General features: G+C 40.3%; 25 protein-coding genes. 2 read left to right on the top strand and 23 right to left on the bottom strand.

Features of this window, described 5'->3' with window-relative positions; translation table 11 throughout:
• Positions 1-10 precede the first annotated feature (10 nt).
• From HMPREF9389_RS03795 to udk, 10 genes are all read right to left on the bottom strand, one after another.
• On the bottom strand, positions 11-1,579 hold the full coding sequence (locus HMPREF9389_RS03795; protein WP_002930196.1) for a 2-isopropylmalate synthase: 1,569 nt from the start codon (positions 1,577-1,579) through the stop codon (positions 11-13).
• 535 nt (positions 1,580-2,114) lie between these two features.
• A complete protein-coding gene (locus HMPREF9389_RS03800) occupies positions 2,115-2,426 on the bottom strand; it encodes a hypothetical protein (RefSeq protein ID WP_002930194.1) in 312 nt (103 codons plus the stop codon).
• A gap of 11 nt (positions 2,427-2,437) precedes the next feature.
• Positions 2,438-2,749: a hypothetical protein gene (locus HMPREF9389_RS03805; protein ID WP_002930193.1), complete on the bottom strand. Its 312-nt coding sequence runs from the start codon at positions 2,747-2,749 to the stop codon at positions 2,438-2,440.
• A complete protein-coding gene (locus HMPREF9389_RS03810; protein WP_002930192.1) occupies positions 2,733-4,508 on the bottom strand; it encodes a DUF2974 domain-containing protein in 1,776 nt (591 codons plus the stop codon). The genes HMPREF9389_RS03805 and HMPREF9389_RS03810 overlap by 17 nt, the downstream gene beginning before the upstream one ends.
• Positions 4,501-4,935, bottom strand: coding sequence for a hypothetical protein (locus HMPREF9389_RS03815; RefSeq protein ID WP_032906721.1), 435 nt, complete (start codon positions 4,933-4,935; stop codon positions 4,501-4,503). Before HMPREF9389_RS03815 ends, HMPREF9389_RS03810 begins: the two co-directional genes overlap by 8 nt.
• Positions 4,936-5,081: 146 nt before the next feature.
• Complete coding sequence (locus HMPREF9389_RS03820) at positions 5,082-5,540, bottom strand: hypothetical protein (protein WP_002930190.1); 459 nt, start codon at positions 5,538-5,540, stop codon at positions 5,082-5,084.
• A gap of 141 nt (positions 5,541-5,681) precedes the next feature.
• Positions 5,682-6,122: a hypothetical protein gene (locus HMPREF9389_RS03825; protein ID WP_419177175.1), complete on the bottom strand. Its 441-nt coding sequence runs from the start codon at positions 6,120-6,122 to the stop codon at positions 5,682-5,684.
• Positions 6,123-6,264: 142 nt separating this feature from the next.
• Positions 6,265-6,690: a hypothetical protein gene (locus tag HMPREF9389_RS03830; protein ID WP_002930186.1), complete on the bottom strand. Its 426-nt coding sequence runs from the start codon at positions 6,688-6,690 to the stop codon at positions 6,265-6,267.
• Positions 6,691-6,830: 140 nt separating this feature from the next.
• A complete protein-coding gene (locus HMPREF9389_RS03835) occupies positions 6,831-7,499 on the bottom strand; it encodes a YoaK family protein (RefSeq protein ID WP_002930183.1) in 669 nt (222 codons plus the stop codon).
• A 164-nt stretch (positions 7,500-7,663) separates the two neighbouring features.
• On the bottom strand, positions 7,664-8,299 hold the full coding sequence (gene udk / locus HMPREF9389_RS03840) for a uridine kinase (RefSeq protein ID WP_009660533.1): 636 nt from the start codon (positions 8,297-8,299) through the stop codon (positions 7,664-7,666).
• 80 nt (positions 8,300-8,379) lie between these two features.
• Between udk and HMPREF9389_RS03845 the strand changes: the two genes are divergently transcribed.
• Both HMPREF9389_RS03845 and HMPREF9389_RS03850 read left to right on the top strand, forming a co-directional pair.
• Positions 8,380-9,390 carry a Gfo/Idh/MocA family protein gene (locus tag HMPREF9389_RS03845; RefSeq protein ID WP_002930181.1) on the top strand — a complete coding sequence of 337 codons (1,011 nt, stop codon included), beginning with the start codon at positions 8,380-8,382 and terminating at the stop codon, positions 9,388-9,390.
• A complete protein-coding gene (locus tag HMPREF9389_RS03850) occupies positions 9,380-10,471 on the top strand; it encodes a DEAD/DEAH box helicase (protein ID WP_002930178.1) in 1,092 nt (363 codons plus the stop codon). Before HMPREF9389_RS03845 ends, HMPREF9389_RS03850 begins: the two co-directional genes overlap by 11 nt.
• Positions 10,472-10,558: 87 nt before the next feature.
• On the opposite strand, the gene HMPREF9389_RS03855 is transcribed toward HMPREF9389_RS03850, so the two are convergent.
• The 13 genes from HMPREF9389_RS03855 to HMPREF9389_RS03915 all read right to left on the bottom strand — a co-directional run bounded on the left by HMPREF9389_RS03855 (position 10,559) and on the right by HMPREF9389_RS03915 (position 23,278).
• Positions 10,559-11,956, bottom strand: a complete 1,398-nt coding sequence (locus HMPREF9389_RS03855; RefSeq protein ID WP_002930176.1) for a polysaccharide deacetylase family protein — start codon at positions 11,954-11,956, stop codon at positions 10,559-10,561.
• 61 nt (positions 11,957-12,017) lie between these two features.
• Complete coding sequence (locus HMPREF9389_RS03860) at positions 12,018-12,404, bottom strand: VOC family protein (RefSeq protein ID WP_002895748.1); 387 nt, start codon at positions 12,402-12,404, stop codon at positions 12,018-12,020.
• A 112-nt stretch (positions 12,405-12,516) separates the two neighbouring features.
• Entirely contained in the window at positions 12,517-13,455 is a 939-nt protein-coding gene (locus tag HMPREF9389_RS03865) for a ketopantoate reductase family protein (protein WP_002930172.1), read from the bottom strand.
• A 15-nt stretch (positions 13,456-13,470) separates the two neighbouring features.
• A complete protein-coding gene (locus tag HMPREF9389_RS03870) occupies positions 13,471-14,862 on the bottom strand; it encodes a sensor histidine kinase (protein ID WP_002930166.1) in 1,392 nt (463 codons plus the stop codon).
• Positions 14,852-15,526, bottom strand: coding sequence for a response regulator transcription factor (locus HMPREF9389_RS03875; RefSeq protein ID WP_002930161.1), 675 nt, complete (start codon positions 15,524-15,526; stop codon positions 14,852-14,854). The genes HMPREF9389_RS03870 and HMPREF9389_RS03875 overlap by 11 nt, the downstream gene beginning before the upstream one ends.
• A gap of 104 nt (positions 15,527-15,630) precedes the next feature.
• Complete coding sequence (locus HMPREF9389_RS03880; RefSeq protein WP_002930159.1) at positions 15,631-16,113, bottom strand: hypothetical protein; 483 nt, start codon at positions 16,111-16,113, stop codon at positions 15,631-15,633.
• Between the two features lie 306 nt (positions 16,114-16,419).
• Positions 16,420-18,960, bottom strand: coding sequence for a M1 family metallopeptidase (locus tag HMPREF9389_RS03885; RefSeq protein WP_002930157.1), 2,541 nt, complete (start codon positions 18,958-18,960; stop codon positions 16,420-16,422).
• A 165-nt stretch (positions 18,961-19,125) separates the two neighbouring features.
• The gene (locus tag HMPREF9389_RS03890) at positions 19,126-19,452 is read right to left on the bottom strand and encodes a hypothetical protein (protein WP_002930156.1); all 327 of its coding nucleotides are present in this window, start codon (positions 19,450-19,452) and stop codon (positions 19,126-19,128) included.
• An 8-nt stretch (positions 19,453-19,460) separates the two neighbouring features.
• Positions 19,461-19,757, bottom strand: coding sequence for a hypothetical protein (locus HMPREF9389_RS03895; protein ID WP_002930154.1), 297 nt, complete (start codon positions 19,755-19,757; stop codon positions 19,461-19,463).
• A gap of 10 nt (positions 19,758-19,767) precedes the next feature.
• On the bottom strand, positions 19,768-21,174 hold the full coding sequence (locus HMPREF9389_RS03900) for a hypothetical protein (RefSeq protein WP_032906499.1): 1,407 nt from the start codon (positions 21,172-21,174) through the stop codon (positions 19,768-19,770).
• A gap of 1 nt (position 21,175) precedes the next feature.
• The gene (locus tag HMPREF9389_RS03905) at positions 21,176-21,796 is read right to left on the bottom strand and encodes a hypothetical protein (protein WP_032906498.1); all 621 of its coding nucleotides are present in this window, start codon (positions 21,794-21,796) and stop codon (positions 21,176-21,178) included.
• 139 nt (positions 21,797-21,935) lie between these two features.
• Positions 21,936-22,556 (bottom strand): hypothetical protein, encoded by a 621-nt coding sequence (locus HMPREF9389_RS03910; RefSeq protein ID WP_002930146.1) that lies wholly within the window; start codon positions 22,554-22,556, stop codon positions 21,936-21,938.
• Positions 22,557-22,684: 128 nt separating this feature from the next.
• Positions 22,685-23,278: a hypothetical protein gene (locus HMPREF9389_RS03915; RefSeq protein ID WP_002930144.1), complete on the bottom strand. Its 594-nt coding sequence runs from the start codon at positions 23,276-23,278 to the stop codon at positions 22,685-22,687.
• Positions 23,279-23,432: the final 154 nt, after the last annotated feature.

Raw genomic sequence — 23,432 nt, 5'->3', positions numbered from 1 at the left:
TCGCTTCCTTCTAATTATTTGCAGGCAGATCGCGATAGGATACCTGATGACCGATTTCACCAGCATTTTCCTTTTGCACAAAGGTGTTGGCATGGATATAGGCAATGGCGCTGGCCTTAAGAACATCAAAGTCAATACCAGAAGAGTTGAAAATCGTATCTGTATCCGTATTTTCAACAGTTACCAAAACACGAGCCTGAGAGTCAATACCGTCCGTTACCGCTTCAATGTTATAAGACAAGAGCTGAACAGACTGGTTAAAGAATTGGTCAATGGCATTAAAGATTGCTTCGACGCTTCCCTTGCCTTCCGCCACACAGCTGACCGTCTCACCGTCGCTATTTACCAGCTGCACATCCGCAGTGATGGTATGGTCGTCGTTGGTCGTCAACTGCAGATCATCAAAGTGGAAGCCTTCAGGATTTTCGACCGTCGTTCCAGCAATCAGAGCCCGAATATCAGCGTCAGTGACTTCATTTTTCTTATCAGCCAAAACCTTAAACTTAGCAAAGAGATCATTAATTTCAGATTCCGCAAAGTCCAGAGCCAGTTCTTTGAGTTTTTCGACAAAGGCATGGCGGCCAGATAGTTTGCCAAGCGGTAGTGAATTGCTCTTGACTCCAACCAGCTCAGGTGTGATGATTTCATAGGTCAGTGGATTCTTAAGAACACCATCCTGATGGATGCCGGACTCATGAGAGAAGGCATTGCCACCAACAACCGCCTTGTTCTTAGGCACTGGAATACCTGAGAAGCGGGACACCAGCTCAGAAGTGTTGATGGTTTCATTAAGGACGATATCCGACTCAACCTGATAATAGTCTTGACGAATTTCTAAGGCAACTGCTACTTCTTCCAGTGCTACATTTCCAGCCCGCTCACCGATTCCATTGATAGTCCCCTGAACACGACCAGCACCGTGCTTGATAGCCGTCAAAGTATTAGCCGTTGCCATACCAAGGTCATCATGACAATGAACACCAAATACCACCTTATGATCAGAAGTCACATTTGCCACTAGGTAGTCGAAAATATTTGCAAACTCTTCCGGAGTAGTAAAACCGACTGTATCTGGAATATTGATATAAGTCGCACCTGCATCAACCGCTGTTTGTACCACCTGAAAAAGGAAATCCAGCTCTGTTCGCGTCGCATCCTCTGGTGAAAACTCGACTATATCGAACTTGGAGCGCGCGTAGGAGACATGCTCTTTCACAGCTTCTAAAATCTCTTCCTTGGACTTTTTCAGCTTGAACTCTCTGTGAATGGGACTGGTCGCAATAAAAACATGGACCTGCGGATGCTTGGCATCCTTGAGTGCCTCGTAGCAGGCATCAATGTCAGACTTAACCGAACGCGCCAGACCAGTGACGGAAGCTTTAGTGATGACTTTAGCAATCTCTTGCACCGCCGCAAATGAATCTGGGCTAGCAGCTGGAAAACCAGCTTCAATGACTGAAATACCCCACTTCTCTAACTGCTTGACAATAGCCACCTTCTCCTTAATAGAGAAATTCACTCCTGGTGTCTGCTCACCATCCCGGAGGCTGGTATCAAAAAACTCAACTTTGCGTGTCATAGACAACTCCTTTTCTAAGATACATAGACCCTGTTAATAGCTATAGGAAAAACTCTTCCCAAACTTCTAGGTCGTGTTCAATGACTGAGACGGTATGAGAAAATTGATTTAAGAAAAATCAAGATATACTCCCACTCCCGTCACTCCTTTAGAATCCATTTCTTACCCATCGGAGCTTGAGGTAAGATAGGTGAAATAAAAAACATCTCACTTGAGGAACAAGCGAGATGTTGATTTACTCCCGCTTGGTAAGCCAAACAGGACTAATGCTTTTGCACTAGCCCGAGTAACGCAACAACAAAGCAAAGTTTGAAGATTGGGTTGACTTCATGTTCGACTAACTCCTTTTTTGAGATGGTTTCTTATTGTTTAGTATTTTAGCACAGTATCATAGGCCTGTCAAGAAAAAGTCGATATTTTCTGAAAATTTTTAATATGCTGGATTATTTTGTAGCTTTATTACCATAAATCCGAGAAAGAAAAAGAAGCAAGGTAAGTTCTGCTTCTTCTATTTTTTCAGGAATCGCAACATAGTTTATTTGCTCTCTTCATCCAGCTTTTTCTGAAAGCGTCTGTTCTCCTGATAGCGAGCTTCGAGAACATCGTCTATCCGCTTTTTGTATTGCTGATGGTATTGATCCAGATTATCCTCTATTTGAAAAATATAAGGTTGAGCCGCTGTCAAAGGAATCTCTCTACAAGCATAAGAAATCGCCTCTAAGAGTTTGTTCGTCTCTCTATCAAACTTATAGTAGTAAGCATCTAACTCTGTCTCTACTCGCTCAATCTCACGCAATTTTAGAGCATGTTCATCTTCTAGTTCCTTACGCTTCTTTTTATTCAGCATTGCCTCACCTCCTAACCCTTAATTGGGCTATCCAAAGAAGGCATCTGCATCGTCTGAGTTAGATGAGTTTCAGCAGCTTGCGCTGCCTTCCCTTCAAATCCACCCTTAATGTCATTGACATAGTTAGTAGAAGCATAATTTTTCATATCCAAAGCCGCCGCCTGTAGCTGAGCTACCAGATCTAATCCTTTTGCAAGGATAAGCAGCTCTTTGGCCACTATCAAAGCCTTGATAGCCTGCCTCTCCTGCTCCTTCATCTTTTCTTTAAACTGTCTCTCTAACTCCACTCTAGTTACGAGCGCATCATCATTTGGTATAAGCATTTTCAATAACCCTCCATGATCCTTTCACATCTGCTAAGAGATTATTGAAATCCTCAGCTTGCTGAGTATCGACTGCTGCAAAATCTCCACTAGCTCTGACCAAAGTCGTTCCTAACTGTTCAATCTCTGTCAGGAAGCCTTTTGCGGATGTGTTTGTATTTGTTTCAACCGAATCGTCCCAGTAGTGCTTTATATCAAAATCAATCAATAAACTCTCCACTTCTGAGTCACTCAAATAAGTAGCAAGGCCAGCTGCCTCTGTTCTTGCGTCGTTAATTATCTTTTGGACAGATTCCTTGGCATCCGACAATAAAGTTTTGACATGTTTAACTTTATCTTCTATTTCAAAGATAGCCAACTGAGCTGCAGTCTGAAGGAGACGAGCACGAACTAAAATTCTCTCTTCACCTGTAAGATTGCCACTTCCAAGCTGTTTCTGATAGCTTGGAATCATTTTCTTGTCCCACTTCATCGACTCTCTACGTGCTTCATCAATGATTGCTTGATAATCCCGCTTAAATTCATAGAAAGCAGATGTAGAAATACCTGCACGCGCAAAATTTGCCGTTCCAAAAGAAGAAACGTCAACAACAGCATTCATGAATTTTATCGCCTCATCATCAGTCAAACCTTGCATACGAAGCAAATCTAAAAATTTCGCTTCTAATCTCGCAAGCTTCTCCCCTGCTCTCAGAAGTTCTGGATGAAAATCTTCTGAAGCCACTAAAAATCCACCCTTGCCATCTGCCTGAAAAACACCAAAATCATGAGCACTATCAGACATAAAGTCAAAGCGAGTATAATGAAGAGGCACAATTATATGAGCTGTTCCCAATTCCTTACGAGTTGGCTTTTCTCCAGGTTTCTCTAAATTATAGATTGTATTCTCACGATTAAGCATACTAACAATATCAAAAGGGTTGACATAGTATTCTAGTTTTTCACTAATTGCTTTAATCCTATCATCATCAACTCCCATTTTTTTCAAACTATCGGTAGTATCCGGTCCATCGAAAAGAACGACCTTTCCAATTTTATCAAATTCTTGTTGGCTCAGATTAGCTATTCCTTGAACTGTCACCATAGTCCCCAGCGAGTGGGCTGTAAGATCCATCGTAGCTTGGGGAGCTTTCTCGCTCATTTCTGCAATAGTAGCTTTCATTCCCTCTGTTGCTAGTCTAGCCTGAGGTATATGCGAGTCAAATAAAGCAAAATTAGCATCATTAATAAGCCAGTCATTCAGATTTAAAGGCTTAATTCCTTCTTTCTTAACTCTCTCAGTATTGAAACCATCACTACCTCGAATAGCCATATAAGTATGCTTTGTATCCTTACCTAAGGTCGGTGTATCTGTTAGAAAATATGCATTAAAACCAACTCTCTCATTAGTTAAACGACCTTTCTGGTAAGGTCCTAAACCTGCTTTCTCTTTATAATCAGCAATTTTCTTATCATTATCATCCACAAAGGGTAAATCTAATCCCTTTTCAACGTGCAAATCTGGATCTGGCTGTAGGTAAACTTTGCCATCATTATCGAGTTTCTTACCTCCAGGGGTGATTTCTGTTATCTTCCCATCTTCATCTCTTACATAAGCATCATTTGAAAAATCAAATTCTAGAGAGCCACCATTATCTAATATTTTTTGATTATCTTTCAATTGAGACTCATAGGGGAATCTAATTGGTCTTCCATGGTAAGCAGATTGAGCTAAATCTGCATAAAAATTATCAAAGGTTTTTAAATTACTATTACTCAAAAATTCTACCTCCTACTCGCAATGGGCTTCCTTGCATCATAGTATCAAAAACAATTTGTTCATTTTTAATTCTAAACATAACCTGCCATGTCGATCCTTCTATATTATTGAAGCCTCCTCCAACTATTACAACCTCACCTCCTCCTTGCGGTGTTCCATTTCCAACTTCTTCCCACATGGTTTCATTCCAATCTATCTGAACAGATTCTATCTTTGAATTTTGAGATTTAACAAACTCCTTAATCTCTTCTTCATGCTTTTTAAGATAAGCAAGCTGTTTTTCATGCGGATCTTGCTCTTTCTTTTTCTCCTGCTTAGTTCCATGTGTAAACAAATTTTTATTTTGAAGTGTCATAATTGTTCCTCCAATAACTAGAGTAGCGGTTATTGCTACAATTGATAGAGTAGCTATTTTGCTTTTTTTCATCATTTGGCCTCCTAGATAAAGAGAAGTTACTATTATTATATCATGAATGCATTAAAAAAATACTTTTAAAAAGTATTCCGTAAAATATGAAATTTACAAACTGTGCTAAATCTGCATAAAAATTATCAAAGGTTTTTAAATTACTGTTACTCATAAATATCCCACACATTCCCTTCCAAGATTCTTATCGGCTGCATTTCATAAATAACCAGCTTCTCAGGAACTTCATTTGAATCGTGGTTTAAGGGGATTCCTAATGTAAATTCAGTGTCTTTGTTATTATTTATTCTACCGTTCAAAGTTAAAATATATCCAACGACTTGTGGGGTGCCGTTCCCTATGTCTTCAACTTTCATACTGTCCCAATCAAATTGAACACTTTCAACTTTAGGATTCAAAGCTTTAACAAAGTCAGCCAACTCTTCTTCATGCTTTTTAAGATAAGCTAGCTGTTTCTCTTGTGGATCTTGCTCTTTCTTTTTCTCCTGCTTAGTTCCGTCTGTAAACAAATTTTTATTTTGAACTGTCATGATTGTCCCTCCAATAACTAGAGTAGCGGTTATCACTACAATTGATAAAGTAGCTATTTTGCTTTTTTTCATCATTTGTCCTCCTAGGTAAAGAGAAGTTACTATTATTATATCATGAATGCATTAAAAAAATACTTTTGAAAAGTATTCTAGTTAAATTAGAAATTGGCTGACTGCGCTAAATCTGCATAGAGATTATCAAAGTTTTTTAAATCACTATTGCTCAAAAAGATCACCTCCTAATCTTATACCATTGCTGATACCCATGCTTTCCAAATCAACTTTTCCATCTTTGATTTCTATAAGGACATTCCAGTCTGAATCTTTTAAATTATTAAATTCACCAAATATACTCACAACTTCCCCTCCGCCTTGTGGGGTTCCATTTCCAATATCTTCCCAGCGCGTTTGATTCCAATCAATCTGGACCGATTCTATCTTTGAATTTTGAGATTTTACAAACTCCTTAATCTCTTCTTCATGCTCTTTCAAATAAGCCAACTGCTTTTCACGTGGATCTTGCTCTTTCTTTTTCTCCTGTGTAGTTCTATTTGTAAACAAATTTTTATTTTGAACTGTTATAATCGTCCCTCCAATGACTATAGTAGCGGTTAGGCTTACAATTGATAGAATAGCTATTTTGCTTTTTTTCATCATTTGGCCTCCAAAGTAAAGAGAAGTTACTATCATTATATCATGAATGCATTAAAAAAATACTTATAAAAAGTATTCTGTAAAATACGAAATTTACGGACTAAGCCAAATTAGCATAGAATTTATCAAAGTTTTTAAATTGCTATTACTCAAAAAGTTCACCCCCAATACGTAAAGGACTACCAATTCCAATAGAATGAATTAGAATTTTTCCATCTTCAATCCTAATAATAACACTCCAGCTTGATTTTTCTATATTATTAAAGCCTCCATAAACCTGAACAATATCACCTCCACCTTGAGGGGTTGCATTTCCTATCTGATCCCATTGTGTCTGTCCCCAATCAATTTGAACTGTTTCTATCTTAGGATTCAAAGACTTAATATACTGCTCAATATCCTTCTTATGTTTTTTAAGATAAGCCAGCTGTTTTTCACGTGGATCTTGCTCTTTCTTTTTCTCCTGTGTAGTTCTATTTGTAAACAAACTTTTATTTTGAACTGTCATAATCGTCCCTATAATTATCAGTATAGCAATTACTACTAGGAATACACTCTTCCTACTTTTCATTTCAAATCATCCTTTCAAACCTGACATTATTATAACATAAATGGATTGACAGAATCTCATCTTACCTTTATAAAAAAATACTGAAGCAATCAAAAGAAAAACACCTAACTGTTAGTTGGATAATTAATTATTAAGTCACTTCATCTCCTCACGTACTGAACACCTCGGAAAAGGAGAAAGGCTGTTAAAATCAACGAAACAAGCCAGATGGTCTTCAAGAGGTAAAATTGAATCAGATAGGTAGAGATGATGGCTCCGACTACAAAGCTTGCTAATAGGGCTACAAAGAAAAGGCCTTCTTTCAAATCTTTCCCTTTCTTGTTTCGAGCATAGTTGCCAAAAGCTACCATAGTTTTCTTGATATTCCCCGTCATAAAAGAGTTGTTATAGACAATGCCATCCACCTCGCCAAAAGCCGTCGCAACTAGGCCCATGCAGAAAGCTAGTGGTGGTACGATATAGAGACGAGGCACATTTGCTGGTAAAAATCCAGCGACAGCTGTCGTCAATATCAAAGGAAAAACACTGGACAGCCTGCGCCAAGAATGCTCAAAATGATGCTGAAAAACAGTCATCAGAAAAATCCCCAGCATAAAAGCCAACATAGTTGCCAATTTCACTTCGATTCCGCTGGTTTCCTGATTGATAAGCTCGACCGAAAGAAAAACGACGTTTCCCGTCTGACCTGCCACCAAGGTACTACCCCTCTCAATGAAGGTATAGGCGTCGATAAATCCTGCACAAAAGGTCAAGAGGCAGGCAAAAAATTTTGAACGAGAGTGAAACTCTCTTTTTACAAATTGTTTCATAAACCACCTACAAAATAAGGGAGTGACCAGACTCCGAAAATCATAGATTTCAGTCCGTCCACTTCCCCTTGCTAGATTACATTTCAAAAATCTTGCAGCTACTGCGATTCGCCAAATTGACAGCTATTTATTTCCTCAAATGACGGAGCAGAAAGCTACGTGTCCTAGCCTTCTCTGGCTTCCTTAAGGATTTTTTCAATCTTGGTCGTAATCAGGTCAATAGCCACCTTGTTAGAAGCTCCCTCTGGAATGATAACATCCGCATAGCGCTTGGTCGGCTCGATGAACTGATGGTACATAGGCTTTACGACTCCCAAATACTGCTCAATAACGCTATCCAAACTGCGTCCACGCTCTTCCATGTCTCGCTTAATCCGACGAATAATCCGAACATCGTCATCTGTGTCCACAAAGATTTTAATATCCATCAAATCCCGCAGGCGCTGATCTTCTAAGACCAAAATCCCCTCAACTATGAACACATCCTGAGGCTCCTGACGATAGGTTTTTTTGCTGCGGGTATGCTCCGTATAGTCATAAGTAGGAATATCCACAGGCCGACCAGCCAAGAGCTCCTTGATTTGCTCAATCATCAGGTCCGTGTCAAAGGCAAAAGGATGATCATAGTTGGTCTTAACCCGCTCCTCAAAAGTCAGATGCGTCTGATCCTTATAGTAGGAGTCATGCTCAATCATGGCAATTTTTTCGTTTGGAAAATTAGCCAAAATTGCTCGAGAAACACTGGTCTTTCCGCCTCCGGAACCACCAGTCACACCAATAATAATAGGTCTATTTTGCATTATAAGCTCCATCTCTTGTTATCTTATCTATTTTACCGCAATTCATGTTATAATGAAAGAGCTAAAATAAAAAAAAGTACATGCTTAAAAATAGAAAAAAGGAGGTTTTTATGTTCAAACTTGGAATCATCGGAACAGGTTCTATTTCTCATGAGTTCATCAAGGCCGCTCACTCAACAGGCGACTATCAGCTGGCAGCAGTCTACTCTCGGACTCTGGCTTCTGCTGAGCGCTTTGTGCAAAACTATGAAAATACAGCCGTCTATACTGAAATGCTGGACTTTCTGTCGTCTGATATCGATGTCGTCTACATTGCTAGCCCCAACAGTTTGCACTTCAATCATGCCAAGGTAGCTATTCTGGCTCGTAAACACGTCATTGTCGAAAAGCCAGCGGTTTCTCGTCCCAAAGAATGGCGGGAATTGGTCAAGCTGGCGGACGAGCATCAAGTCTATCTCTTTGAAGCTGCCCGCAACTATCATGAGCAGGCCTTTGATACAATCAGTGATTTTCTCAAGGACAAGACCGTCTTGGGAGCCAACTTCACCTATGCCAAGTATTCTTCTAAAATGCAGGCTCTACTTGCAGGAGAGCAACCCAATGTTTTCTCAGCTAAATTTTCTGGCGGCGCTTTGATGGACTTAGGTGTCTATACAGTCTATGCGGCTATCAGACTTTTCGGCCATCCGCGCTTCGCTCGCTACAGCGCCCAGCAGCTAGCCAATACGATTGATTTAAATGGAGCCGGCTGTCTCATCTATCCAGACTTTCAAGTTCAGATTCAGGCCGGTAAAAATATAAACAGCAATCTGCCTGCGGAAATATACACGGATCAAGGAACTCTGACTTTAGACGGGATTGAATTTATCAGCTCTGCTATTTTCCAATGTCTGGATGGTCAAGAGGAGGTGCTGCCTATCAAGCGTGCTTCACACACCATGCTGGAAGAAGCTCAAGCTTTTGCGCGAGTGCTCAAGGGCGGACAGGATGCGGCTTATGAGAAATGGTTGAATGCGGCTACGGCTGTTCACGAAAGCTTATTTGCCATGCGCAAGGACGCTGGCATTAGATTTGAGGTTGATGATGATTAAGGAACTATTTCCCCCGAGTTGGCAAAATCAGCTGGCTCAGCTAGGATTTGAAAATTTGACAACTATTCAGGAGAAGATGTTTGAGCCTATTTCTGCAGGCGATACGGTGCTGGGAATTAGTCCGACTGGTACTGGCAAAACTCTGGCCTATCTCTTTCCCAGTCTGCTCAAGCTGACACCTAGAAAAGCACAACAGCTCTTGATTTTAGCTCCTAATACTGAGTTGGCTGGACAAATTTTTGAGGTATGCAAGACTTGGGCGGAGCCTTTAGGACTGACAGCCCAGATCCTGCTCTCCGGTTCCAGCCAGAAGCGACAGATTGAGCGCCTTAAGAAAGGTCCGGAGATTATCATCGGAACGCCTGGGCGAATTTTCGAGTTGGTCAAGCTCAAGAAAATCAAGATGATGAATGTCGAAACCATCATTTTGGATGAGTTTGACCAGCTGCTCAGTGATTCTCAGTATCACTTTGTAGATAAAATCACCCACTATGCGCCTCGTGACCACCAGCTGGTATATATGAGTGCCACCGCTAAGTTCGACCACAATAAGATTGCTGAAAACACTCTAGAAATCAGCATTGAAGACCAAGTTTTGGACAACATCCAGCATTTTTACATGCAAGTTGAAAAACGTGATAAGGTGGAGTTGCTGCGCAAGTTATCCAATGTAGAAGATTTCCGTGGACTGGTCTTTTTCAACGCTCTGTCAGACCTAGGAAGCGCCGAGGAAAAGCTCCAGTATCGTGAAGCCAACGCAGTTTCTCTAGCCAGCGATGTCAATGTTAAGTTCCGGAAGGTGATTCTGGACAAGTTCAAAGAACACCAGATTACTCTCTTGCTGGCAACCGACTTGGTTGCTCGCGGCATTGATATTGACTCGCTGGAATGTGTCATCAACTATGAGCTTCCGCGAGATTTAGAAACCTATACCCATCGCTCTGGGCGAACCGGCCGTATGGGCAAGGAGGGCTATGTCATCACCTTCATCAGCCATCCAGAAGAACTGAAGACATTAAAAAAATACGCCCCCGTTGGTGAAATTGTATTAAAAAATCAAGAACTTTATGTAACAAGTTAAACTAAAAAGCTTTGGAAACATTAGATTTCCAAAGCTTTTTTACTTATTAGCAACAAGAATTTCAAAAAGCTAAACCCAAGGACCGTCTTAGTCTCTACCATAATAGATACGATGGGGCTCTAGCTGACCTTCCAGCAGCTCATCGACCGTTACCAAAGTATAGCCGTTATTCTTCAGATACTCGAGGACACTTGGCAGAGCGTCAATGCTGGTCTGGTGAATATCATGCATGAGAATAATCGAGCCTGGCTGGGTTTTAGCAATCTCTTGCATAATGGCCTTAGTATTGCGTGTCTTCCAGTCTAGACTATCTACATTCCACATGATAAAGGACTGGTCAACCGAATTTTGGATTGTAGCATTAATAGCTCCATAAGGAGGCCGCGTAATCGTTGGCTTGATGCCTATGACATTGTTAATAGCGGTCTGGGTATCAAGGATTTCTTTTTGGGCTGTCTCCAGAGGAAGTTTGGTTAAGACCGGATGGTCCCATGTATGAATCCCAATCTGATGACCTTCATTGTGCACGCGCTTGACAATCGCTTCATTACCAGCAATGTTTTGCCCAACCATAAAGAAGGTCGCCTTGGCATCATATTTCTTGAGGATATCCAGAGCCTGCGGTGTTGTCTTAGGATCTGGACCGTCATCAAAGGTCAGAGCAACCATCTTCACATGCTTCTTAGCCTCAAAACTCTGATAAGCTGCCAAGTCATCGCCGGTCAGATAGTCCGCATTGATCTGGTCATAAAAGCTAGATAAAGGAACGTCAATGCTGGTTAAGCCTTGCACTTCCTTGCTCAATTTAATAGAAAAATGGCTGTACTCATAGCGGAAAGACCATTGACCCAACTCCGTTCCATTAAGGTTATTGAGAATTTCCGTCTGCACCGCCTCATCGGCCTGCCTAAAGGTCAGCTGGCTGGAAATTTCGTTGATGAAGATTTCCTTAGCTGCATCAGGATCCTGAAAGAGCTTATCCAGAGTGAAAGGGCTGCCGTCTGCACCGAGGTAGCTGTCAGCAATCTCCCGCTCTTCTCCTTTGCTGATTTTCATCTCTTTGACATGATAGTCCTTGCGATGCACCAGCACTTCTTTAACATCCTTCAGGCTCGTTTCTTTTTCCTCAGCATAGTAGAAGGTCAATTCCTCAATCTTATCGCCCTTCTTCTGATTATCCTTAATCGTCTGGCTATCTGCGTCCATCTGCTCCTTGACGCTTGCCATGACCTGACCATCTAGTAGAGGATAGAAGGACTCCACATAGTGGCTGCCAATCATCTTGCTCTGCTTTTCAGTATTTTCAGCGTGCAAGGTCTCTTCTTGGGCAATCAGCACACTAACCTTCTCTTGCAATTCCTTTTCTTGGAAAATAGCGTAAATTTTTACAGCACCCAGAAATAGAGCAGCAACAAAAGCTAAACCTAGCAAGCTGAGAATGATGAGTGTTTTCTTGCCGTGTTTCTTGTTATTTTGTCTTTTCATACACCTGTCCTAAATGAATAAAAATCATCATTTATCTTGCAAAATTAACTGCAGCTAGATGTTAAAGACTCTTCTCACGAATGACTTCCACCTTGTAGCCATCAGGATCTTTTACAAAATAATAATTAGGCGGGTTGCCAGGAAGACCTTTTGGATCTGTCACTTCATAGCCTTTGGCCTTGTGCTCAGCGTGCAGACCTTCCAAGTCTGGCGTGCTAAGTGCCACATGAGCAAAGCCATCCCCAATCACATAAGGACCATGGTCATAGTTATAGGTCAGTTCCAGCTCATAATCATCGCCTTCCAAACCTAGATAAACGATAGTAAACTGATAATCTGGAAAATCCTTGCGACGAAGCTCCTTAAAGCCAAAAGCCTCTGCATAAAAAGCGATAGACGCTTCCAAATTCTCCACACGCAAACAAGTATGTAACATTTTTGATGCCATAATTTCACCTCATTCTTTCTTGTCTATTATTATACCCTATTTTGGGCAAAACTTATATTAAATTTTTAAAAAAGTAAATGAAAGCAGATAAAAAGCAAGCCAATAAGGCCTGCTAAGAATTGTTTTTCAAAAACTGTTCAATGAAGTCGCTATACGAATTCCATTGAGGCATGGGAATGCTTTCTTTCTCAGCACTTCTTTTGATTTCAAAATATTGATCAACCCATTCGGCATAGCCTGAATGCATATGATTTGTGACCATTTCAGCAACCAAAGGCTGACTCAACATGAACTTCATTACTGGAACCAAGAGAAATAGGGGCAGGGATAGATATTTAGTAGGTTTATAACGATGTTTAGGAATGCCATATCGCTGACAGAGTTCTAAACCTTCTCGCCAAGCGCAAATCATCTTTCGAATTGCTTTTTTATCTTTCAAGAGTGCATCAAAAGTCTCTGCTTCTGCAACTGCACCTGCCATTACCGCCTCCTGAAGGCAGTGAACCTTCATCCAAGAAGCCAAGTCAGGCATAGCATCAATACCTATCCCACTAGCTGTGAAGATAGGAGACAACTCTGATGTGTAAGAATCATCATCAAGTAACGTAGCTTCTTTGAAAATGATAGCTTGGATCCGACCATCACTCTTTCGCCCTCCTCCAACAGAAGAAGGAAAAGCTAACGACACTTGCTTTCTATCCAAATAAGAAGGAATCTTGGAGTTGATATTCCAGTTATTCTGTAAAATAAGTAAATGAGCTTTTTCCTTTATAGCCGCCAAATGATTCAATGCCTGCTCTAGTTGCAAACTATTTACCGTTAAGAGAATCAGGTCATAGTCTTGAGCAATGCTCGTCACCAATGGCGGCTGGAAATGATATTCTTTATAGACCTGTTCATCTTTCCTTAAATCTTTAATAGAAAGTGTGAAGCCTTGCTCTAAAGTCGACAGCTTATGCTCTCTAACTAAGACAGTAACTTGATGTTGATTAGACAGTAACCAAGCGTATGTCAAACCGATTGTGCCAGCACCATAAACCAAAATGTTCATATTAGGCCTCTCCCGCTATTTAACAGAGCGCTTTTTCGTTTCCTTCAGTAGCAGTTTAACTTCAAAGACCGTGCCTTTTGGTTTGTTGTCCTTGACATAAATAGTGCCCTTGAAAGCATCGGCAATCTGCTTGGCCAGAGATAGCCCCAGACCAAAACCACCTTTCTGACGGGTCCGAGCCTTGTCCACCCGATAAAAGCGATCAAAAATCTTCTTCTTATCTTCATCGCTGATACCAGGGCCATTGTCCGCCACTCGGAAAATAAGGTAACGATCTGTCGAAGTAGCCATGACACTGATTACGCCGTCATCATCTGTGTACTTGATAGCATTGTCAAATAGGATAGTCATCAGCTGTTTGAGGAAAATTTGATCTGTCACAATAGGGTGCTTGATCATATTTTCTGAATGAAAGGCTTTTTTATTCTCCCTTGCGATAATGCAGTAATTAGCAAAGGTCGTATCAAAAAATTCTGGTTCGACTTCACCATATTGAGGCTTGATGCCATCATCGCGACGGGCCAGGTTGAGCAGATTGGTCGTCAATAGACGCATATTGCGTACTTCATCCAAGCTAGAAGCGATATTTTCACTGCTCTGCATAATTGTTGCTTCAGGCTTACGAAAGAGTGTTTCTAAACGGCTCTGCAATACCGCCAGAGGAGTCCGCAGCTCGTGACTTGCATTTTCCACGAAAGCCTTCTGCTTCTGGATACTTTCCAGCAAGGGCTTAACACTCATCCGAGCCAGATAAATACTAGCAATCAGGGAAATTCCCCAAAAGCTAACCATAACCATGGCAATCAGTTGCTCATGCTTGCCGCTGGTCTGCTCCAGCTGACTAATACTAGTCATGACCACAGCATACTTGATATCAGGATACTCATTATTGGGGTCAATATCAAAGAGATATGCCCGATAGCTTTCTGTCTGGCCAAAGCTGTTGCCAATCACGATTTCCTTGATTTGATTCAGATAGGACTTGTTAAAGTCCAAAGAATTAAAGTCCAGAAAGCCATCGCTCTTGCTGGTGGAAATATTTTTATAATTATCATCCAAAAGCAGGGCAAAAGTATTAGAACTGAAATTTGGCGTCGTCAGATTGTCAGGCTTAGGCTCTTCGTTTGGATCGCCATCTGGCTCTTTACTGCTTTTAGGACTTTTAGTGTTGACCTTATTGCTCGGATTAGACTGCTGACCTGTCGTCCGATAGGCCAAATCTGCTACTGAACTAGGATCATTACTCAGGTTTTTAAGATTTTCATCAACAGACGTATAAAGGCTGGAGCGCATAACCTGAATAATAATCAAGGTCATGGCTGAGAAGATTAATGTAAACAACCCAAAATAGCGAATGAAATAAGAGAAATCATCCGCATAAAAGGTCTTCTTGATTTTATTCAGCATCTTTTAAAATGTAGCCGACACTACGAAGAGTATGTAGGTTTTTCGCAAATGCCGTTCCTTTCAGTTTTTTACGAATCTTGGAAACGTACACTTCAACAACGGAAACAGTGGTATCACTGTCAAAGCCCCACAGACGGTCAAAAATTTGGGTCTTAGGCAAGATTACATTTTGATTTTGCAGGAAATAAACCAAGAGGTCGAACTCTTTACCAAGCAACTCAACGTCTTTACCGTCTTTCAATGTTGAATTTGTGGATAGATTGACTGTCACATCACCATAAGAAAGAGTATTCTCGTTGAATTTACCAGCACGTTTCAAGAGCGCCTGGATCCGCATTTTCAGTTCTTCCAAATAGAAAGGTTTTGTCAGATAGTCATCAGCCCCGAGCTCAAAGCCATGTCCTTTGTCATCCAAGCTTTCCTTAGCTGTCATGATGAGAACAGGGGTAGTGACTCCTTTTGCCCGGAGATCTTTCAGCACTTGGAAACCATCTTTCTCGGGCAGCATGAGATCCAGCAAGATGAGGTCATAAACACCGCTCTCTGCTTCATATAGGCCTTCTTCGCCATCAAAAATCTGCATTACATCTGCAAAATCATCCAAAAAATCAAAAACTGAGTTTGACAGTCCAAGGTCATCTTCTACCAATAGAATTTTAATCATCTTTCTTTCCTCCAATAAAACTTCCCAAGATTATGTCTTTTGGTTTTTGTTTTATTTGCTATTCTTATTATATCATGACTTGGGTCAAAATCAGTAAGTTTTTTCTACGACTGCGACGTTTTATTTTCTTTTGTCGACTTATTATTGTTCTTGTCCGATTGTTCATTTGTGTTCGTTGAAGACTTTTTCTTGTTTTTCTTCCCGTTGTCATTTTGCTGAGCAGAAGAATCCTTGCTCTTGTCCTTGCCAGAGTGCTGACCGTCTTGAGGCGGCATGCCTTGGTCTTGACCGTTCTGTCCTGAACCACCATCCTGCGTCGGCATGCCATTACCCGGTCCGCCGTTTTGACCATTCTGACCTGGTTGCGGAGGCATGCTATTTCCTGCATCCTGACCATTTTGTCCCTGCTCCGGTGCTCCAGGCACAGTAGCTGGCTGTTGAATAGCTGATTGCTGACTGTTTGTACCGTGAATAGCTGTCGCAAGACCATAACCTCCCAGAAGTCCGACTGCTAGAGCACTACCCGTTGCAACCGTCAGCCACCATTTGGTACTTTTTTCTACAACAATCATTTTTTCCATATCCATTAAATCTATTACCTTCTTTCTTTTTTAATTTTTCTGACTCATTCTATCAAGCAAGAAGCTAATGCAGCTTACAAGTCATCCAATACACATCCTTTCACTAGAATAGCATTATCATATAGTTTTTTACTTAAACAGGACTGAATTTTTTCTTAAAAAAGACTAAAAATGCGAGAAATTGGAAATAAAGCTCTTTATTGTCATTCGTATATTGTAATAAATTGAACTTTTATTTTCAAAATTTTATAACACAAAAAACCTGAGATAGGCTACTATCTCAGGCTGTTCTAGTCATTATAATCAAATCCATTAAATCGCAGCTCGAATCGCTTTTTCCACTGCTTCTTTCTCGCGCTTCACTAGTTCAACACGCGCAGCGATTTCCTTGATTCCCATGCTAATGTTTCGGCTAATCGCCATATCATCCAATTGTGGCTCAAAGAAGGCTTTGTACTCTGCCAATCTTTCTTCTGTCTTGAAGACCACAGCTGGGCTAATGACAAAGCTATCAAAGCTCATGTCGCCACCTAGCGCTGCCTTGATCCAGTCCCAATTCTCACGCGCCCAAGTCCACACTGCTTCTTGAGTAAAATCACGGCTGAGGAAACGGGCATACCAAGCTGACAAATCCTGCGGTTTCACAGTAAATTTATCCTTCCAAGTCGCTAAAAGTTCATCCAAGGTTTCCATGTTCTTCGTATAAGAAAGGGCTGTAGAAAGAGCATTTTTGAAGCTTCCATCATTTGAAGCAACATATAGGTCCAGATAAAGCTTAGTCAGCTCCTTGCTTTCATGATGCTTGATTTGGTTGACAAGTACCTGCAGGCGAATAGCGGCAGGGAGTTTTTCCAAATTATCACGATAGCGGTCAAAAATCTGGCTTGCTTGAGCTTTAGCTGTCTCATCTTCAGCCTTAATCATATTACCCACAATCAGCTGACGAACCATCTCATCCTCATCACTTTCGCCTTCCTGTTTTTCAAAGCCAAGACGGTCGAAATTACTTTGACTGAGAATTTTCAACAGGACTTTGTAATCTTCTTCAGTCTGACTGCCTTCATCCACAAAGCGATTCAATCCTTCCAGCACTTGGGAAACAGCTGAAACCACCATATAAGAAGTTTCGTTTGCCAGCTTGCTGATGACTGGCAGCAGGTCCGCATAGGAAATCTTACCAGACTCTGCCAGAAGTCGACGCTCCTGCATGATTTGCAACTTACTGATATTGTCCAAAGAGCTAAGATTATTTAGAAGAGCATCCAGCAACTCACCTTGATAATCTGTAATATAGTGGGCAGTGTTTTCTGTATTAAGACGCAGGGCTCCTTCATTTTGCGCTGCCAGGGCTGCATAATTAGGAATTTCCAGTCTTTCTGTCGTCAGAGTATCAGGAAGTCCTTGCCAGTTGCTGTTGAGCGGTACTGGCCAGAGGCGACCTTTGTCCTTGTGCTCCCCAATGAAGAACTGCTTCTGGGTCAAAATCAAGGAGTCATTTTCGACATTAGCAGTGACAACTGGATAACCCGGCTGCTCCAGCCAAGCATCCATAAAGGCAGCTACATCACGGCCAGAAGCTTGAGAAAGAGCGTCCCAGAGGTCACGGCCGATAGTATTTCCATACTGGTGCTTCTCAAAGTAAGCACCTAGCCCCTTACGAAAAGCATCGTCTCCCAGCCAACGGCGCAGCATGTGCATGAGACGGCTGCCCTTGGCATAAACGATCGCCCCATCAAAAAGAGTATTAATTTCATCAGGGTGCTTGACCTCTACATGGACCGACTGGACGCCATCTGTCGCGTCACGCTTGAGGGCATAAGGAGCTCCGCTGGTCTGGAAATCTTCAAAAATCTTCCAGCTAGGCTCAATCGCATCAACTGAGACATACTCCATCATATTGGCAAAGCTTTCATTGAGCCAAAGGTCGTCCCACCACTTCATCGTCACTAGATTTCCGAACCATTGGTGGGCTAATTCGTGTGCAACAACCAAGGCAACTGTCTGACGGCTTAGAGCTGTTGAATTTTCATCCACCAGCAAATAGATTTCCCGATAGGTCACCAAGCCCCAGTTTTCCATAGCACCAGCAGAAAAGTCTGGCAGAGCCACATGAAGTGACTGAGGAATAGGATACTTGACTCCATAATATTCTTCGTAAAATTCAATACAGCGAACCGCAATGTCCAAAGCAAACTCTAGATTGCTCTCTGGGTGGGCCTTGGTCGCATAAACTCCTACCAAAGTTCCATTCTTGGTTTTAGCAGTAATTCCTTGCATATCACCTGCAGCAAAAGCCAAGAGATAGGAAGACATACGTGGAGTCGTTTCAAACTTCCAAACGCCAGTCGCTTTGCGGTTTTCAACATCAATTTCCGGCATATTAGACAGGGCCAACTCACCCTCTGCTTGGTCAAATTTCAAAGCCAAATCAAAAGTTGCCTTAGCCTCTGGCTCATCCACACTCGGAAAGGCTTCGCGTGCAAAATGGCTCTCAAACTGCGTAGAAATAATCTCTTTTTTCACACCATCAACCGTGTAGTAAGATGGGTAAATCCCTGTCATATTGTCCGTAATCTTACCAGTATAAGTTATGGTCACCACTACAGGTCCAGCTGCTTCCAGCTCAATATAAAGAGCTTCATTGTCCTTATCAAGAGTGAAAGGGCGAGCTTGGTCAGCCACCTCTACAGCTTCAACCGTCAAATCTTTTTGATGCAGGGAAATCTTACTCGTCTTAGCTTCCCCAGTAATGGTTACCTTGCCTGAAAAAGTCTTGTCGGCACGATTCAGATCCAAAAAGAGATCATAGTGCTCAGGAACAAAAGTTTCAATAAAATGTTTAACTGCTTGCATAAGCTTCTCCTCACCTAGCGAACAACATGGCAAGATTACTCCGCCATACTTGTCCTCTTATAATCTGTTATTATTGTATCATATTTAAAAGATTTCAGTGCAGAATAAATGCAAACAAAAAGACAGGAAAAGCTGTCCATTTGGTTTATGATAATAGAAGAAAGGTCAAGAGTTCTTCTTTTCTTTCTCAAGTTCCTCTAATTTTTTATTATAGATTCGATTTTCTTCGTGATAAGTTTTGTTTAGCCGTTCTTCATAACGCTGAATTTTTCTCTCAAAAATTTCCCTGTTTTCCTCTATTTGGCTTAATTCATATGAGGGGACGGTATCAGGACTATTCCGACAAAAAGATAATATCCATTCGCTCATTTGCTCTGAAACATTTTTAGCTTCTCGTCTCATGTCCTGATAATCCCATTCATACTCGCTGACTTTCTTTCGAAAAGCTATATGCTCGTCATCAAGGCGCTTAATTTTTTTCTGAATATCCATACGGCCTCCTACAGGATAGGACTGGCTAATTCAGGCTTTGGAACAGCCCCTAGCACTTCTTTGACTGAATCCGCCGCCCCACCAGAGAAAGCCCCAGATAAATCTGCAGGCACTTGAGAAGACGCAAAAGACTTCATAGTCTCAGCTTGATTATCCAGCCAGCTTTGCAAAGCTTGACTCTCCTCAAGAAGTATGGCTCTTTTAGATGAAATCAAGCCACGAATAGCTATGCGCTCCTGAATCTTTAAATATTCTTTTTTTATACGTTCGGCTTCAACTCTATCTTCTGTATTTGGTTCAATCATGCTCTTCCTCCTAACTTTTCTCGAAAATCTGGGCACCTTGTTGATCGATTTCTACTATCCTATCTGCAGCTTTGTTTAAGTTCCCTGCAATATTAGTCATAGTATTTTTATAAGAGCTTGCTGAGGCAAGAGTACTTGCTTCTTTTCCATCATTCCAAGCAGTTGACATGCTCAACTCAGATAATAAGCCCTCTACCTCATCAGCAGAAAGATTGTGGGCTAGGGTATAAGCTGCATCTCTCAGTTCTTTGATATGGTTTTCAACACTAGATTTAGCACTTTTTATCTTATCTTTAATCTCTTGCTCATAGACCTCAGCCTGAAGCTGAACGGTTTGCGCACTTGTACGAACGAGTTCCTCTCTTAAACTAATTTTTTTGTCGCCAGAGCTGGTTCTTAAAGAAGCATGCAGTTCATCAATGTATTTCCTATTTATAGCGATTAAATCCTGCTTAGAAGGCTCAGGAGCGAAGTCTCCATATTCCTTTAAATACTCACGAACATAGTATTCAGGAGTCACCTTGTCCATCTCTAAACCATAATTAGCGATTGCTACATTTACTTTGTACGTTTTTGCTTTATATTCAGCAATCTTTCGGACCTGTTTTTCTGTCATGCCAGTAGCGAATAGATTTCTTTTATAATAATAATCTACATCTAACTTATTTCCCTTCATTACTGGTGTTCTTGGGGAGTGACCATCCTGTCCTTCCTCAACTTCAAATCTCATAGTTTGTCCATAAGGAACATCACCATTATTTCCATCTAAGAAAACGACATCGCCTCGACTATCTCTATAGATAGTGGCGTTTTTGTTGAGATAGGCTACTTGTTCTTTTGAAATACCACCTGTGTCAACAGCTTTCTTAGCAGCAAAATCCATAAAATTTGTCACTTTGATTGAACGGTTTTGTTTGAGGCCGTACTTTGAGGCTGTATAAGCTACTCCAGGTCCTGCTTGACTGTGCCCAGACATATTAGAAATGATACCATTATGAGATTTTATCTTTTCTTCGGTAATTTGATAAAACATATCAATATCATCTGATTGTGGAGTCAGCATTCCTGGAAATATTCCGAATGCCCCACTAGCAAAGAATGCTCTTTCAGATGAATCAACAATATTTCGATTTTTCTTCCAGAAATAGGGTTGATTCCCAAATTCTTTTGAATTTTCAAAGGGCATCTGAGTACCAGCAACAACTATCGTTGTTTCTTGGTAGTTTGGATTTGCTCCTTTTTTGTTATCAACAGGTACAACTGCCATTGCTTGAGTTGTACTATCTTGTCGATAAACGATTTGATAATACTCAGGTTTATCATCTGTTCCGGCATTTATAACTGCTCCCTCACTTTTTTTAACATTCCCCTTAAGACCTAACTGTAATCTTCGAACCTCTTGATCAGACAAAGTCATATCATTCTTCTCCTTTGCTAAGCTTAACATTGTAAATGATTTCAGCTTCTGGGCTTCCTTTTTCATCCTTAACAACATCCTTTAACTGACTGTCTTCAACCAATAAAGAAATATTTTCATCTGTACTTCTAGCCTTCGTGAGCTTTGCTTCGTCTGGCAAATGTTTTGCATTTGAAACATCAATGTTATTCCCGTTTGAGTCCTTTAAATCTATAGCTTCATTTCCACCTCCATCAAAATTAAGAATTATATGAGTATCCAAACCATAGCTATTAGGTGTGTAGTTCTTTATTGTTGTTCCTAATGTTGCTTTATTACCATATTTATCATAAATCGTCGGACGTACATAGGCATTTGAGAAAGTTGACCCTTCCTCAGTAATGTAGATTGGGGAAAACTCAATCTTTTCAATACCTTTATAGTGTTCTTTGAAATAGGTTCCATATTGTTCTTCTAATAGTCGAAAGCCATGCTGATAGAGTTTGGCTGTTTTGGGGCTAAGGTTAGGTTTTGTTAGTTTGTTGTACATGTAGATTCCTCCTAATATTACAACGAATAGAATTGTTAAAGCAATAATAATCTTTTTTTTCACAAGACTACCTCCATTATAATGATTTTTCAGAGAGCGGTTTCAAAGTTCTTTTTTAATAGTATAGCATAATACATTTATATTGTCATATAAAATTTTTTAATTGTTCTTGCAAAACTTTGTTCTCAATCATCTAAGAAATGACTATATTTCTTGATTAATTCACGTCACATCATTCTTCCTCTTTACTTAGCTTAACATTGTAAAGAATCTGAGCTTCTGGGCTTCCTTTTTCATCCTTGACAACATCCTTTAACTGACTGTCTTCAACCAATAAAGAAATATTTTCATCTGTACTTCTAGCTTTCGTGAGCTTTGCTTCGTCTGGCAAATGTTTTGCATTTGAAACATCAATGTCATTACCTTCTGAGTCCATTAATTCTATAACATCATTTCCTGAACCATCAAAATCAAGAAATATATGAGTAACCGAACCATAGCTATTAGGTGTGTAGTTCTTTATTGTTGTTCCTAATGTTGCTTTATTCCCATATTTATCATAAATCGTCGGACGTACATAGGCATTTGAGAAAGTTGACCCTTCCTCAGTAACGTAGATTGGGGAAAACGCAATCTTTTCAACCCCTGAGTAATGATCTTTTATATAAGTTCCTAGTTGCTCTTCCAGAAGTCGAAAGCCATGCTGATAGAGTTTGGCTGTTTTGGGGCTAAAGTTGACTTTGGTTACTCTGTTGTATATATAGATTCCTCCTGAAAATACAATGAATAGAATTGTTAAAACAATAGTAATCTTCTTTTTCACTAATATACCTCCAATATAAAGCGTTTTCATAGTTCTTTTCTAATAAAAAGTATAATACCTTAGTATTGTCATATAAAATCTTTTTCATTATTCTTGGCAAACTTCTATCCTCAACTACATAAGAAAATAGTTGTATTTGTTGCTTAGTTCACGCCACATCAATCTTCCTCTTTGCTTAGCTTAACATTGTAAATAATCTGTGCTTCAGAGCTTCCTTTTTCATCCTTGACAACATCTTTTAACTGACCATCTTCAACTAACATTTGAATATTTATATCTATACTTTTTGCATCTGTTAATTTAGCTTCTTCAGGGAGTTCTTTAGCATTTGAGACATCAATACTCTCGTCATCTGAATCAAATAATTCAATTACCTCGTTACCATCCCAGTCAAAATCAACGATTAAGTCCGTAACAATACCCAAACTGTTTGGAGTATAATTTTTTATTTGTGTACCTAGAGTTGCTTGATTCCCGTATTTATCATATATAGTCGGACGTACATAGGCGTTCAACATGGAAGATCCATCATCTCCGATAACATAAATTGGAGAAAATTCAATTTTTTCAATACCTGAATATTTCTCCTTAATATAAGTGCCAATTTGCTCTTCTAAGAGTCGAAAACCTCGCTGATAGAGTTTGGCTGTTTTGAGGCTTAAGTTAGGTTTTGTCAGTTTATTATAGACAAAGATCCCACCAGATACCAAGACAAGAATAAGAGCAAGTGTTATAAATATTTTTTTCTTCATGATTCCCACCTAAATACTTCTCTATGAAAAGACATTGCATACTTTATACTCTTATAGTGTAGCATAGTCGTACTCAAGTTCCAATGAATAACTGGATGCTTGAGCCTCTTCATGAGTATGAAAAAAAGACACGAAATAAATCGTATCTTTTGAT

Source organism: Streptococcus sanguinis SK355 (assembly GCF_000212855.1).
Taxonomy (GTDB): domain Bacteria; phylum Bacillota; class Bacilli; order Lactobacillales; family Streptococcaceae; genus Streptococcus; species Streptococcus sanguinis_A.
Note: the sequence above shows the minus strand (reverse complement) of the source record. Positions and strands in the feature narration are given on the sequence as shown.